Origin of the sequence: Bradyrhizobium genosp. SA-3 (genome assembly GCF_004212635.1) — a bacterium.
Classification (GTDB): domain Bacteria; phylum Pseudomonadota; class Alphaproteobacteria; order Rhizobiales; family Xanthobacteraceae; genus Bradyrhizobium.
On record NZ_PSRT01000109.1, the window covers coordinates 17,358 to 29,452 of the forward strand.

At 63.6% G+C, this 12,095-nt stretch carries 11 protein-coding genes; 4 read left to right on the forward strand and 7 right to left on the reverse strand.

The features are described 5' to 3' along the window. Window positions 1-26: 26 nt before the first annotated feature. The 7 genes from CWO91_RS30660 to CWO91_RS30690 form a co-directional block, all read right to left on the reverse strand. Window positions 27-1,589, reverse strand: coding sequence for a copper resistance CopC/CopD family protein (locus tag CWO91_RS30660; protein WP_130218980.1), 1,563 nt, complete (start codon window positions 1,587-1,589; stop codon window positions 27-29). Then, window positions 1,589-2,107 (reverse strand): YcnI family protein, encoded by a 519-nt coding sequence (locus CWO91_RS30665; protein WP_130218982.1) that lies wholly within the window; start codon window positions 2,105-2,107, stop codon window positions 1,589-1,591. Before CWO91_RS30665 ends, CWO91_RS30660 begins: the two co-directional genes overlap by 1 nt. 32 nt (window positions 2,108-2,139) lie before the next feature. Further along, window positions 2,140-2,670, reverse strand: coding sequence for a copper chaperone PCu(A)C (locus tag CWO91_RS30670; protein WP_130218983.1), 531 nt, complete (start codon window positions 2,668-2,670; stop codon window positions 2,140-2,142). A gap of 27 nt (window positions 2,671-2,697) precedes the next feature. After that, window positions 2,698-3,195: a TlpA family protein disulfide reductase gene (locus tag CWO91_RS30675; RefSeq protein ID WP_130218985.1), complete on the reverse strand. Its 498-nt coding sequence runs from the start codon at window positions 3,193-3,195 to the stop codon at window positions 2,698-2,700. Continuing rightward, window positions 3,192-4,403 carry a sialidase family protein gene (locus CWO91_RS30680; protein WP_130218999.1) on the reverse strand — a complete coding sequence of 404 codons (1,212 nt, stop codon included), beginning with the start codon at window positions 4,401-4,403 and terminating at the stop codon, window positions 3,192-3,194. Before CWO91_RS30680 ends, CWO91_RS30675 begins: the two co-directional genes overlap by 4 nt. A gap of 26 nt (window positions 4,404-4,429) precedes the next feature. Next, a complete protein-coding gene (locus CWO91_RS30685) occupies window positions 4,430-6,835 on the reverse strand; it encodes a TonB-dependent receptor family protein (protein WP_130218987.1) in 2,406 nt (801 codons plus the stop codon). Window positions 6,836-6,929: 94 nt separating this feature from the next. Then, window positions 6,930-7,304 (reverse strand): DUF2946 domain-containing protein, encoded by a 375-nt coding sequence (locus CWO91_RS30690; protein WP_208753085.1) that lies wholly within the window; start codon window positions 7,302-7,304, stop codon window positions 6,930-6,932. Window positions 7,305-7,784: 480 nt separating this feature from the next. Between CWO91_RS30690 and CWO91_RS30695 the strand changes: the two genes are divergently transcribed. The 4 genes from CWO91_RS30695 to CWO91_RS30710 all read left to right on the forward strand — a co-directional run bounded on the left by CWO91_RS30695 (window position 7,785) and on the right by CWO91_RS30710 (window position 11,905). Continuing rightward, window positions 7,785-8,189 carry a globin gene (locus CWO91_RS30695; RefSeq protein WP_130218991.1) on the forward strand — a complete coding sequence of 135 codons (405 nt, stop codon included), beginning with the start codon at window positions 7,785-7,787 and terminating at the stop codon, window positions 8,187-8,189. A 143-nt stretch (window positions 8,190-8,332) separates the two neighbouring features. After that, window positions 8,333-9,355: a sugar ABC transporter substrate-binding protein gene (locus tag CWO91_RS30700; RefSeq protein ID WP_091885915.1), complete on the forward strand. Its 1,023-nt coding sequence runs from the start codon at window positions 8,333-8,335 to the stop codon at window positions 9,353-9,355. Between the two features lie 6 nt (window positions 9,356-9,361). Beyond that, window positions 9,362-10,864: a sugar ABC transporter ATP-binding protein gene (locus tag CWO91_RS30705; RefSeq protein ID WP_130218993.1), complete on the forward strand. Its 1,503-nt coding sequence runs from the start codon at window positions 9,362-9,364 to the stop codon at window positions 10,862-10,864. 12 nt (window positions 10,865-10,876) lie between these two features. Beyond that, window positions 10,877-11,905: an ABC transporter permease gene (locus CWO91_RS30710; protein ID WP_130218995.1), complete on the forward strand. Its 1,029-nt coding sequence runs from the start codon at window positions 10,877-10,879 to the stop codon at window positions 11,903-11,905. Window positions 11,906-12,095: the final 190 nt, after the last annotated feature.

The following is a 12,095-nucleotide window of genomic DNA, read 5'->3' on the forward strand; positions in this document are numbered from 1 at the left end:
CAGCATGCCCTGCAAAGCCGGCGAGCCTAGGGCGGCGCCACCTCGAGTTCATCCTCCAGCGTGATCCTCTCGAAGTCGGTTACCAGCGCATCGATCCGCACGTGCCAGCGGCCGGCAAAGGGCAACTCGACCTTGCGCACATGCCAGTAGCCGTCCGGCCCCAGCGAGGCGCCGCGTTCCATCGGCTCGATGCCGCGCTCGGGCAGGCTCAGCGTCAATGTCACCTCCTTGGCCGCGAGCGGCGTCCCCTCTCCGGTCATGAGCTGAAGCACGAAATCGTCGACGCCGGGCTTCCCAGGAGACACCAGCACCTGGAACATCGCCTTGTCGCTGTGAATGTGGATCGCCAAGGGCGTTTCCGGAACGGTGCTCCGCGGCGGCGGCGTGAAGCGCCAGCTGGCGACGACCGCGAAGATGATGAGTGCGATCGCGCATTCGAACAGGATCGAGCGCTTGAGGGCGGACGCAGCCTCGTGATCCCTTGCCAGCGCCGGGGTCAGATGAAAGCGGTTGAGCGCGGCGAGTGCGAGCAGCACGAGGACCAGCGCGAGCTTGATGGAAAGGATGAGGCCATAGCGGGTCTCGACCAGCGCCGACGGCTTTTCGAGCTGGACGATGGCGAGCACAAGGCCGGTCAATGCCAGCGTGGCGACGCCCGGCACGGCGATGCGGGAGAAGCGGTTTACGACAGGCAAGGTCGTGGCCGTCGGCTTCGACACCAGCGCAACGAGCGGCGCCAGCGCCCCGATCCAGAACGCGACGCCAAGGCCGTGGAGGAAAATCGCCGGCCGCGTCAACATTTCGGGCGGTGCCGTGGCGGCATGCCCGGTCATGGCCAGTGACAGCCCGACGCCGATGAACGCGATGAACGCAAGAGCGCGCGCGGACCATGCGCTGCGCAGCGCCACCAACGCAAGCAGCATCGCGGCGATGGCGATCAGCGATGCGGGACCTGCGCTCGTCGCGAACGCCACCTTCCAGGGGGCAATGGTCGCAAGAGCCACCGGCGGCAAGCCGAGGAGATCGAGGCCCAACGCACCAAGGGATACCACCGCACTCGGAAGGCCGACCGCGAGCGCCACGCGCGGCACGGTCGTGCCCGTCATCGACCACGCGATCGAGCGCGCGAACAACACACCGCCGACGCCAACAAACAGCCCGAGGTAAAGGCCGACCCGCGCCAACCAGATCAGCGCGCTCAACCCGCCATCGGTATTCGCGGGAGGCTTCGTCCCCGTCGGCACGCCGATCGAGAACACCACCGATCCCGCGATGGGATGGCCGTCCTGCGAAATCACGCGATAGCTGACGACCGCCGTGCCCTGCGGCAGGTCCGGCGGCAACGCAACCGAAATCGTTTCGCCCGACACGTTGATGCGCACATCGTCCCGCGCCCTGCCCGCGCCATCAATCAGCTGGATCGCGCCCGGCGTCACGGTCTCGTTGAAGCGCAGCATCACAGCCTTCGGCCCGCTCGCAAGCATGCTGCCGCTGGCCGGCTCGACCGCGACCAGCGCCGCATGCGCGGACGCGCCGGTCGCGAAGCCGACAACGATGAGTAGCGTCGCGAGCGCGGCGAGCAGGCGCATCACGGTTTCGGCAGCAGCTTCACCCCAGGCGCCGGCGACTTGCCCTCATGCGAATGCCCTACTCCCTCTGCCGGGATTTCGATCCAGCGGCTGACGCCGGTCTCGCATTCCTGAACGACGGGGAAGTACAGGGTCGTGTTTGGCTTGAGCGAGCCAGTCAGGACCGTGTGCATGACGAACTCGTCATAGTTCTTGTCCGGCAGCTTGCCGCCGGACCACATCACCTCCTTGATGCCGGAAGAGAGCTTGTTGCCGTGATAGTCGTATTCCCCGGCATATTTGCCCTCGACGACATCGACGTTCCAGCCCGCCTTCGGCATCGGCTTGACCCCGATCACCCCTTCAGGGATCTGCACGCGGATCTTCACCGTGGGCGAGCCCGCACAGCCGTGCGGCACGGTGAACACAGCCTTGTACGACGCGCCAACCGTGGCTTGCTTGGCCTCGAGCGACACGTGCGCCGCCGCCGGCGAGATGGCGAACGCAGCAATCAGGATCAGGCAGGATCGCTTCAACATATTTCGGTCTCCCGGAGGCCAGATCAGCCTCATCACATCTTCATTCCCGAGTGATCCGGCATTTTCTTCATATCCATATGGCCGGAGTGCCCGGCGCCGGGCGCCGGCGCACCAACAGCCTGGACGTCGAGAGAGACGGCGACTTTGCCGGCCTTCTCGAACTGAAGTGTCAGCGGCACCTTGTCGCCCTGCTTGAACGGGCCCTTCAGCTCCTGGAGCATCAAATGACTGCCGCCGGGCGCAAGCTTCACGGTCTTGCCGGGATCAATGACGAGCCCCTTGTCGAGCGGGCGCATCTTCATCACGCCATTGTCCATCGCCATCTCGTGAATCTCGGCCTTCCCCGCGATGTCGGCGGAAACGCTGACCAGCCTGTCCGCCGCCGACCCCTTGTTCTCGATGGTGAGATAGCCGCCCGCGACCTTGGCGCCGCCCGGCGTCGCCCGGCTCCAGGCCTGCGAGATGACGATATCGCCGGCCTTGACGTCGTCGGCCGCCGCTGGCGCTGCGCCGAGTGTAAGAGCGAACGCCGCGACTAGCACATTCTTCAACATTGTCTTCATGTCCGTATTCCCGTTTGCAGACTGGATTTAGTGCGTGGAGAGTTGTTGCGCCGACCATTTCTCGAGATCGGTAATCTCGGCGGAACCTTCGATTGTCGTGATCGTCCCGTCACGCGAGAACAGCATTGTTCTGGGAATGTCGCCCTGCCAGGCAGGATCGATCTCGAACCGCAAACGCTCGACAAAGCCGTCGCTGAAGATGAAATTCTCGGTCGACGATAGCCCAGCCTTGTCGAGCATCGATTGCGTCGCAGCCGGCAGGTTCGGCACGAGATCGGCACTGATCGTGACGACATCGATCTCGGGGTGATCCTTCGCAAACTTCCCGAGTAACGGCAGCTCGACCTTGCAGGGTCCGCAGGTCACGCCCCAGAAGTGCACGAGCATCGGGCGGCCCGCATGGCCCTTGAGCAGGCCTTGCCAGGAGCCTCGTTCGAATGGCTTGAGAGCGGGAGGCGCCCCGAGCGCGGACGCTGACGCGATCAGGATACCCAGCCCCAGAAGGCCCGCAAATCGACGTCTCATGGTTGATCCTCGATCGCTGTGAGACGATAGCCATCCGCCTTCGTCATCCATGACAGATACACCTGCCGGCCATTTGCGACGAGCAAGGGATGGTCAGATGTATCGGTCGTGCTCGATACTGTCTTCGGCGGCGACCAGGTCTCGCCATCGTCCCTGGAGATCGTCATCTGGACCGAGGTCTTCTCACCATCGAACTCCTTCCACACCATCACTGTTCCCGTCGGGCCCGCGAGCACGAAGGGACGCGTCGGCCCGCGATCTGGCCGCCCCAGTGCCATCGGCGCGGAGAAAGTGCGACCTTCATCGCGGGAATGGGCGTAGAACAGTCCTTTCCGCGCCTTGCCATTCGTGTACCAGGCGGCGTGATAAGTCCCGTTCGGCGCCACCGAAAGGCTCGGCCCGTGGTGTGGGCAAGCGTTGATCTGCCAGTCGTCATGGCTGACCCGGTGGATTTCACCCGGCATCGAGACGTCGGAGAAGGTCATGACCGCATGATCGCGCACGCCACCTTCGAAGATGTTTCTGAAGATCACAGCCGGCCGCCCGGGCGCCGCGAATGTCAGCCCCAATCGGCAGCACTCGCAGGTACCGTCACGCGCGAGACGGCCCTCGGCGTAGGTGACGCCGCCATCACGAGACGAGGCAAAGAACAGCGCTGCTCCCTCGTACTTCCGTCCCGCCTCCCTTGCTGGGACACGATTGCGCTTGTCGAGCCAGGCCGCAAAGACCGTTCCGTCCTGATCGAGCGCCAGCGCTTCAAAACGCTGGCTCTCGTTGCTTGCGGTGATCGGCTTCAGCTCGGCAAAGCTCTTCCCACCGTCGCTGGACCGGGTGTAGAGCACCTGCCCGTTGAAGGCCTCGTCCCTGAAGGTCGAGAACGCGACGGCGATGCCGCCCTTACGATCGACCACGATCTTCGGCCGGGCATCCGGCCCCCAATCGAGGTTCAGCCGCTTCGTCGTGATCTGGGTGGGGGTCGAGAAACTCCGCCCCGCATCCTGCGAATGCGCGACGGATATCTGCCCTCCCGCCATCCAGACCAGCCACAGCGTTCCGTCCGGAGCGAATGCAGGCGTCGCCTTGGTGGCACAGCGCAACGTCGGCTCGTCACAAGCCGCCTCGGACCCATGCTGGCCATGCATCTGCGCGATCGCCGCACCTTGCAAGAATACAAGAGCGACTATCCCGAGCAAGCCATTTCGGATCACGGTCCTACTCCCTTCGAGAGCCCGGATCATTTGAACGCCACCTTCATACCCGCAACGAACGTGCGCGGCGAGCCCGCGTAGATCGATCCCGTCGTGTTTCCGAGCACGCTCGCAGGATTTTGAAAGCCTGCCGCCGTAACGGTGTTGGCGATGTTGTTTGCCGAGGCGACGTAGGTGCGGTCGAATACGTTCCTGACTTCGAGAAACAGATTCAGAGACCGGAAAGTGTCGGACACCAGATCAGTGTTGTAGTGAACATTCACATTGACCAGCTCATAGCCGGGCGCCTTCAGCAAGTTCGCGTTGTCCATGTAGAAGGAGTCCTTCCACTGGACCTCGACGAAGCCTCCGAGGCCTACCAATGGCCCGGCAAACTCGTCGTAGCCGACCCGTGCTGTCAGTTCGTTGGGCGAGATGCCCGGGATCTTGTTGCCCGCCCGGTTGAAGCTGAACACCGCGCCATTGGTGATATTCTCGACATATTCGGTATAGACCTCGTCGAGATAGGTGTACGCCGCCATGAACCGCCAGCCGGGATAGAACTTCCAGTCGGCGGCAAGCTCGATGCCGCGATGCTCTGATCGCGGTGCGTTGAACGTATAGGTCGTGTTGGGTGAACCGGCAGGCGTTGCCTGCGATACGAGCTCGTCGCGGAAAAACTCATAGAAGCCGGTCGCGCTGACCTTGAGCGTCTTGTTCGGTGTCCAGTCAAAACCGAGATCGTAGCCCAGATTCTTCTGCGCCTGGAGCTGAGTATTGTTGCCCGACAGCCCGCTCGGCAGGACGAACAGATTCGAAACCTGCGGAGTGCCGTACCCCGTGGCGACCCGGCCACGGAACAGCCACTCGTTGTTGAGACTGTAGAGGAGCGCCAACTCTGGCGCAGCATTTTGAAACTGCCGGTCCGCCGTCGTGAGGGTCGTCGTGGTGATGCCGGTGGGACCTGCGTATGCGTACGCCGTGTTTATCCCCTTCAGAATGGTGGTCTCCCAACCAACTCCGGCGACAGCCGTCAGCGATGTCGTCAGCTTGAGCTCCTCCCGCGCGCGGATGCCATAATTGGTCGTTGCGCTGAAGAGATTGCTCGATAGCCTGCCGAGCGTGGCATTGCCCCCCGGCATCACGTTTCGCGTATCGCTCGACGCCGTCAGGGTGTTGTAGAAGGCGCCGAAGAACGCAGTGGACTCCATCCCGAGAATCTCTCCGCGCTTGGTGAGATCGCTCATGAAATTGTACGACGGAAAATCTCCGATCGAGCTGGTCGTGCCGGTTGGCTGGCTGATGTTTCTGTCATCGAAGACGAACTGGTTGCGCCAGGTCATCGTGTTGTCGAAATCGTGCTCCCATCGACCGCCGACAATGGTGCGGCGGTCGTTGCGGCCGAGCCCCGCCTGCACGGCTGTCTCGGTGTCGGTTCCAGCAGTTGCGTTGAAGCCGTTGTTGAATAGCCTGACCGTTCCGCATCCGAGCGCCGCTGTGGCACCAGTTGCACAGCCCTGCTGGAAGGGGTTTTGATAATACTGGTTCAGCGACTGCCGGATCGGAAGCCGCGCACTGAGGTCGTTGTTGATGATCTTGACCGTGAAGCGATCGTCCGGCGTCGCCCTGAGCGTGCCGAGGAAGTTGACGGTTTGCGTATTGAACCAGCTGTTGGCGATATAGCCGTCGCCCCGCGTGTCGCTTGCGAACAGCGAGCCCTCGAAATTCCCGACCTTCTTGCCGGCGGCGAGGTAGTTGTTGAGATAGCCGTAGCTGCCGCCGTCGACGCCATATTCGACGCCGTCGATGGTGCCGCCTGGCCGCGTCCGGAAATTGAGCGCGCCGCCGGTCGCGTAGTTGCCGTAGAGCGCCGAGGAAGGTCCCCGGATCACGTCGATCGCGCCATAGGCGTGGGGATCGATCAGGTCGCTCCGCGACAGCCCGTCCGGCTGCGTCACCGGAAAGCCGTCTTCGAAGATCACGAGATTGCGGATGCCGAAGCTGTTGCGGGCATTCGAGCCACGAATCGAGATGCCGAAGTCTCGGGGACCATTCCCCTGCTTGATCGAAATGCCCGGACTGTCCCGCAAGACGTCGCTGACCGAAAACGCCGGGCGGTTGTCGAACCGGCTGCGATCGATGGTCGTCGCGGTCTGGCCGGCCGGCGCCTGATTGAGGCCATCTCGCGCCACACCGGCGGTCAACGTCTTGTTTTGAGTCGAGGCGCTGTCGGTCGCGTTGGGCGCAACGGGCCTCGCTGCACGGCCCGCCGAAGCAGCGCGCGGTCGCGATGGCCGGGTTGCCGCTCGGGGACGGGCGGCCTGCGGCGCCTCGACGGTCACCGGGGGAAGCGCCTCCTGGGCAGCCTGGGCGAGCGCGTCTGAGCTGATCGAGGACAGCAGCCCGCAAAGCACGGGCAAGCTCGCGCTGCCGATCGCACGAATGCGTAACATCTCTTGAATTCCTGACATCCGGCGCGTCGGCCGGTCCATTGAGCACGCCACCGGCGCAGCCAATTCGCGCGCCAATGGTTCGGTTGTCGCTACGTCAGGAAAAGCGTGGAGGTGCGCGCGCCTGGGCGCTTGAGCCTCTGTGGAAAGAAACGATGGACGCACCCGTCTCGCGCCACACCACGCGCTCGGCGAAGCGGACGGGAGCTGCGAGTGCGACCTGCGGCGGCGAATCGAGCGATGCACCCGCCTGCGCCAGGCAACACAGCGCGCACGCACCGGCGTGCGCGGTGGGGCTGCCGGTTTGATCGTTCAGGCCCCCATGCGCATCCCCGCTGTGGCAGATGACGCCGGCGGACAGCGGATCGGCAACGGCCTGACCGGCCGCCCAGCACGCGGCAATCGGCGCCAGCACCTGCATCACCAGGGCGAGCAGGACAACGGGTAGGAATTTTTGCAGCCGCGCGTACATCCGCCGAACCATTCGTTCGCCTGCTAACTAAACACCGCGCCTGCCCTAAGTCGAGGTCAGTTCCACCGTCTGCTTGCCCCGGCGCAAATTTCTCGAAAACTGTGGTCGGAGCACCCTACCCCGGTCGGAGGGCCGGCATTTGAGACAAGTCAAAGACCCCACGGTCCACAGATTTCTTATATTTGTCATATACTTATAAGGTGGCAAGCCCGATCATTTCGTCAGCTGCTCTTATTTTGAACAATCGTTGCCGAAAATGATGACAAGTGAGAAAAGTTGATCTAGCATCCTCTTGCTCAGGCGCTGACCGCGAGGTCGTGGCCTGGTGGTCCAAGTCTCGGGAGGAGCCCCTGGCGCGCAAAACGCAGCGTCGCCCCGTCAATCAAGAGCAAATCTTAGAATCGGGGATAATAGGGTCGACACAATTTTTGAGCGGGGCCAGGGCCCCGCTCTTTTTTTGCCTGCACGGCTGAAGCGCCGATGAGGACGTCTCCCAATCCGATCGAACGCAGTTTTGAGCTGGCGGCCTCGCGCTGCGCCGATCTGACGCCGAGGGTCTATCAGCGCCTGTTCGAAGAGCATCCGGAAACCCGGATGATGTTTCGCTCGCAAGGCAGCGAGCTCGTGATGGGGTCGATGCTCGCGCTGGCCATCGAGGCGGTCCTCGACTTCGCCGACGAGCGCCGCGGCCATTTCCGACTGATCGCCTGCGAGGCCGCCTCGCACGAGGCTTACGGCACGTCACGCGACCTCTTCATCGCCTTCTTTGCGATCATCAGGGATGCGCTCCGCGATCTGCTCGGCGATGAATGGTCGCCGGACATTGCACAGGCCTGGGATGCATTGCTCGTGGCGATCGACGCATTCGCCGGCGTGCCGGCCTGACGCTTTGCGCTGCACCAAGGGTGGCTTGCTGCGATCGCAGCGATTGATTGCAGATTGAGTGACGTCAACTCTTGTGAGACACTTTCGGACATCGGTCGCGCAAGCAATGACGCGCCGACGATAAAATCTTACGGGAGCGAGCGATGTCCGGGACGAAAGATTTCTCGACGACGAGGCGCGATCTTCTTCAGGCGGCAGCGACCGCCGGCGCCGCGACTGCCATCCTCGGCAGCATGGGCATAAACCCAGCACTTGCAGCCGAAGTCGGACGATCCGAGAAGCCGCTGAAAGCGGCCTTCTCCAACGCGGGCCTCCAGGCCACCTGGTGCGCGCAGGGCAAGCAGGCCGCAGAATTCTGGGGCAAGCTGTTCAATGTCGAGGTGACCTGGTTCGATGGTCAGCTCGACGCCGTCAAGCAGCGCGCGGCGATCGACAACATGGCCTCGCAGAAATGGGATTTCGTCGCGATCCAAGCCTTCGGCATCGGCACCCTCACCCAGCCCGTGCAGAAGATGATCGACGCCGGCACGCCCGTGATCGACATGGACACGCTGATCGCGCCGCTCGACCAGATCAATGTCCACTCCTTCCTTGCCCCCGACAACGAGTTCATGGGCGCCTCGGTGACGCAGGCGTTGTGCAACGCCATGGGCGGCAAGGGCAAGATCATCATGACGCAGGGCGCACTCGGCCATACCGGCGCACAAGGACGCGCCAAGGGCTTCAATTCGGTGGTCAAGCAATTCCCCGGCATCGAAGTGCTCGACACCCAGCCGGCCGACTGGGACGTCTCCAAGACCGCCCGCCTCTGGGAGACCTATCTCACCAAATATCCGCAGATCGACGCGGCGTTCTTCCACAATGACGACATGGCGCTGGCCGCCTACAACATCATGAAGGCGCGCAACCGCACCAACATTCTGATTGGCGGTGTCGATGCCATGCCGCCGGCGATCCAGGCGGTGAGCGAGGGCCGCATGTTCGCGACCGTGCGCAATCCATCCTGCCGCATCCATGGCGGCGCCATCATCGCAGGCGTGTCGGCCGTGGTCGGCGGCGAGAAGAGCGGACAGGGCATCCCGAAGAACGTCGTCACTGACGGCCCGGTCGTGACCAAGGCCAATGCCCCCGGCATGCAGTGGATGGAAGACCATTTCCTGATTTAGTCCTCCATGCCAGAGGTTCATTCGCCCATCCTGGAACTGAAGGGCATCACGAAGAGCTTCGGCGGCGTCGAAGCGCTTCGTGGTGTCGACTTCGCGCTTCTTCCCGGCGAGATCCACGGTCTCGTCGGCGAGAACGGCGCGGGAAAAAGCACGCTGATGAAGATCATCGCCGGCGTGCATGCCGAATTCTCCGGCCGCTTCCTGATCGACGGGGTGGAGACGCATTTCCGCTCGGCGCGCGATGCGCATGCGGCCGGCATCGCCATGGTGCACCAGGAGCTCTCTGTCGCGCCCGACCTCACGGTCGCGGAGAACGTCTTCCTGGGCAATCAGCCGGTCAACCGGCTCGGCCTCGTGCAGTGGCGGCGGATGGCGCGCGAAGCGGGCGAGCAGCTCGCCCGCTTCGGCATCGACGTCGACCCGATGTCGCGGCTCGGCGACCTCCCGATCGGGCTTCAGCAGCTGATCGAGATCGCCCGCGTGCTGTTCTCCGGCGCGCGCATCGTCATCCTGGACGAGCCGACCTCCGCCCTCTCCCCACCCGAGGTCGAGCGGCTGTTCGCAACGCTCCGACGTCTGCGCGAGGAAGGCACTGCGATCGTCTTCATCTCGCATTTCATCGAGGACATTTTGCGCGTGTCCGACACGGTGACCGTGTTCCGCAACGGGCGGAAGGTCGCGGAGACGGCGAGCGCCGCGACCACCAAGGGCGCGCTGATCGAGGCCATGATCGGCCGCGGCGGCGAGGTGCTCGAGCACAGCTACACCGACGATCTAATGCTGCCGCAGCCGAGCGACAGCGCGGTGGTGCTGAAAGTCGATCAGCTATCGCTTGCCCGCAGCCTTCAGGATGTCTCGTTCGAGGCCCGCGCCGGCGAGGTGCTCGGCATCTACGGCTTCATGGGCTGTGGCCAGCAGGAGCTGTCACGCATTCTGTTCGGCAAGCTGAAGCCGGACAGTGGCTCGCTCGCCGTCGATGGCACGCCAAAGACCTTCGCCAGCACGGCGGCGGCGCGGCGCGCCGGCGTGGCGCTTGTGCCGGAGAGCCGGCGCGACATGCTGTTTCACCAGGAGCCGGTCTACAAGAACATCTCGATCAGCATCCTCGATCGCATCTCGGCGCTGCTGCTCAAGCCGGCACAGGAGCGCGATATCGCAAAGCGCCAGGTCGAGCAGTTGCAGATCCGGCCGCCCGTGGTCGGCCTCGACCTCGGCATGCTCTCCGGCGGCAATCAGCAGAAGGTCGCGCTGGCGAAGTGGCTGACCTATCCGCCCAAGCTTCTGGTGCTGTGCGAGCCGACCCGCGGCATGGATGTCGGCGCCAAGAACGACGTCATCAACATCGTCCGCGACCTCCGCGCCAGGGGGCTTGCCATCATCGTGCTGTCGACCGAGCCGGAAACGGTGCTGTCGCTGGCCGACCGCATCCTCGTGCTCAAGCGCGGCGCATTGGTGCGGGAATTCAGGAACGAGCCGGTCAGCAAGGACCGCCTGCTGGAAGCGGCGTGACGGAGCAGCACCATGACGAGCAGTGAAACGGTTCCGGCGGCGGCTGCGCGAGCGCGGGGCGTTGCGCCCTTCCTGCGCTCGCAGATGCGCAACATCGCGCCGTTCCTCACCCTGATCTTCCTGTCCGGCTTCTTCGCCTTCGCCAGCCCCTCCTTCGCGACGCTCGACAATCTCGGCAACATCCTCACGCAAGTGTCGGTGACAGGCATCATCGCCGTCGGCCTCACCTTCGTGATCCTCTGCGCCGAGATCGACCTGTCGATCGCCAGCATCGCCAACGTCACCGGCATCGCGGTTGCCTATTTCACGCTCCAGGAATCCTACGTCAACATCGCCAACATCCCCCTGCCCGGCGCGGTCGCGATCATCCTGTCGATCCTGCTCTGTGCGCTGCTCGGCCTCGTCAATGCGCTGGGGCTGACCGTGATCGGCATCCCCTCCTTCATCATGACCTTGGCGATGATGCAGATCGCGGCCGGCATCTCGGCGCTGCTGGTGCGCGGCCAGATCGCCTACAAGGTGCCGAGCCTGATCACGACGCTCGGCTCGGGCTCGATCGGCGGCATCCCCTGGATCGTCATCGTCGCAGCCATCATGCTGCTCGGCGGGCATCTGGTGCTGACCTACACGCGCTTCGGCCGCTACATCTACATGGTCGGCGGCAATCGCGAGGCGGCCGAATATTCCGGCCTAAACGTCAAGCTCATCCTCGGCGCGGTCATGGTGATCTCCGCGGTGTGCTCCGGCATCGGCGGCATGCTCGGCGTCGCCCATTTCGGCAGCGCGCAGCAGAACGAGTTCGACACTTACCTGCTCGACTCCATCGCCGCCGTCGTGGTCGGCGGCACCAGCCTGTTCGGCGGCCGCGGCGGCATCGGCAACACCATCGTCGGCCTGTTCGTGCTCGGCGTCCTCAACAACGGGCTCGACCACGTCAACATCGACAGTTTTTTGAAGATCCTGATCCGCGGCCTGATCCTGCTGGCAGCGCTGGTCATCAACGTCTACGCCCAGCGATTGAGGGAAAAAGCGGCGGAGTAAGGCCGCTCGCATCAAAAAGTGCGAAAACAACCCCATGCACAGTAGCCGGGGCTAGCGGAATCAATGGCTTGCCGGTGAACGCCGCACAATTGCGGATTTCACGAACTCCATTTGACACGTCGGGCAAAACAGGGGCAGGATGTCACCATGGCGCCTGCTCCCTGGCGACGAGCAAGTTCGCTGGCACTCC

What these genes read in the sequence shown, in the direction of transcription:
- CWO91_RS30660 (WP_130218980.1), bottom strand. Translation starts at nt 1,589, where the DNA reads ATGCGCCTGCTCGCCGCGCTCGCGACGCTACTCATCGTTGTCGGCTTC.
- CWO91_RS30665 (WP_130218982.1), bottom strand. Translation starts at nt 2,107, where the DNA reads ATGTTGAAGCGATCCTGCCTGATCCTGATTGCTGCGTTCGCCATCTCG.
- CWO91_RS30670 (WP_130218983.1), bottom strand. Translation starts at nt 2,670, where the DNA reads ATGAAGACAATGTTGAAGAATGTGCTAGTCGCGGCGTTCGCTCTTACA.
- CWO91_RS30675 (WP_130218985.1), bottom strand. Translation starts at nt 3,195, where the DNA reads ATGAGACGTCGATTTGCGGGCCTTCTGGGGCTGGGTATCCTGATCGCG.
- CWO91_RS30685 (WP_130218987.1), bottom strand. Translation starts at nt 6,835, where the DNA reads ATGTTACGCATTCGTGCGATCGGCAGCGCGAGCTTGCCCGTGCTTTGC.
- CWO91_RS30690 (WP_208753085.1), bottom strand. Translation starts at nt 7,304, where the DNA reads ATGTACGCGCGGCTGCAAAAATTCCTACCCGTTGTCCTGCTCGCCCTG.
- CWO91_RS30695 (WP_130218991.1), top strand. Translation starts at nt 7,785, where the DNA reads ATGAGGACGTCTCCCAATCCGATCGAACGCAGTTTTGAGCTGGCGGCC.
- CWO91_RS30700 (WP_091885915.1), top strand. Translation starts at nt 8,333, where the DNA reads ATGTCCGGGACGAAAGATTTCTCGACGACGAGGCGCGATCTTCTTCAG.
- CWO91_RS30705 (WP_130218993.1), top strand. Translation starts at nt 9,362, where the DNA reads ATGCCAGAGGTTCATTCGCCCATCCTGGAACTGAAGGGCATCACGAAG.
- CWO91_RS30710 (WP_130218995.1), top strand. Translation starts at nt 10,877, where the DNA reads ATGACGAGCAGTGAAACGGTTCCGGCGGCGGCTGCGCGAGCGCGGGGC.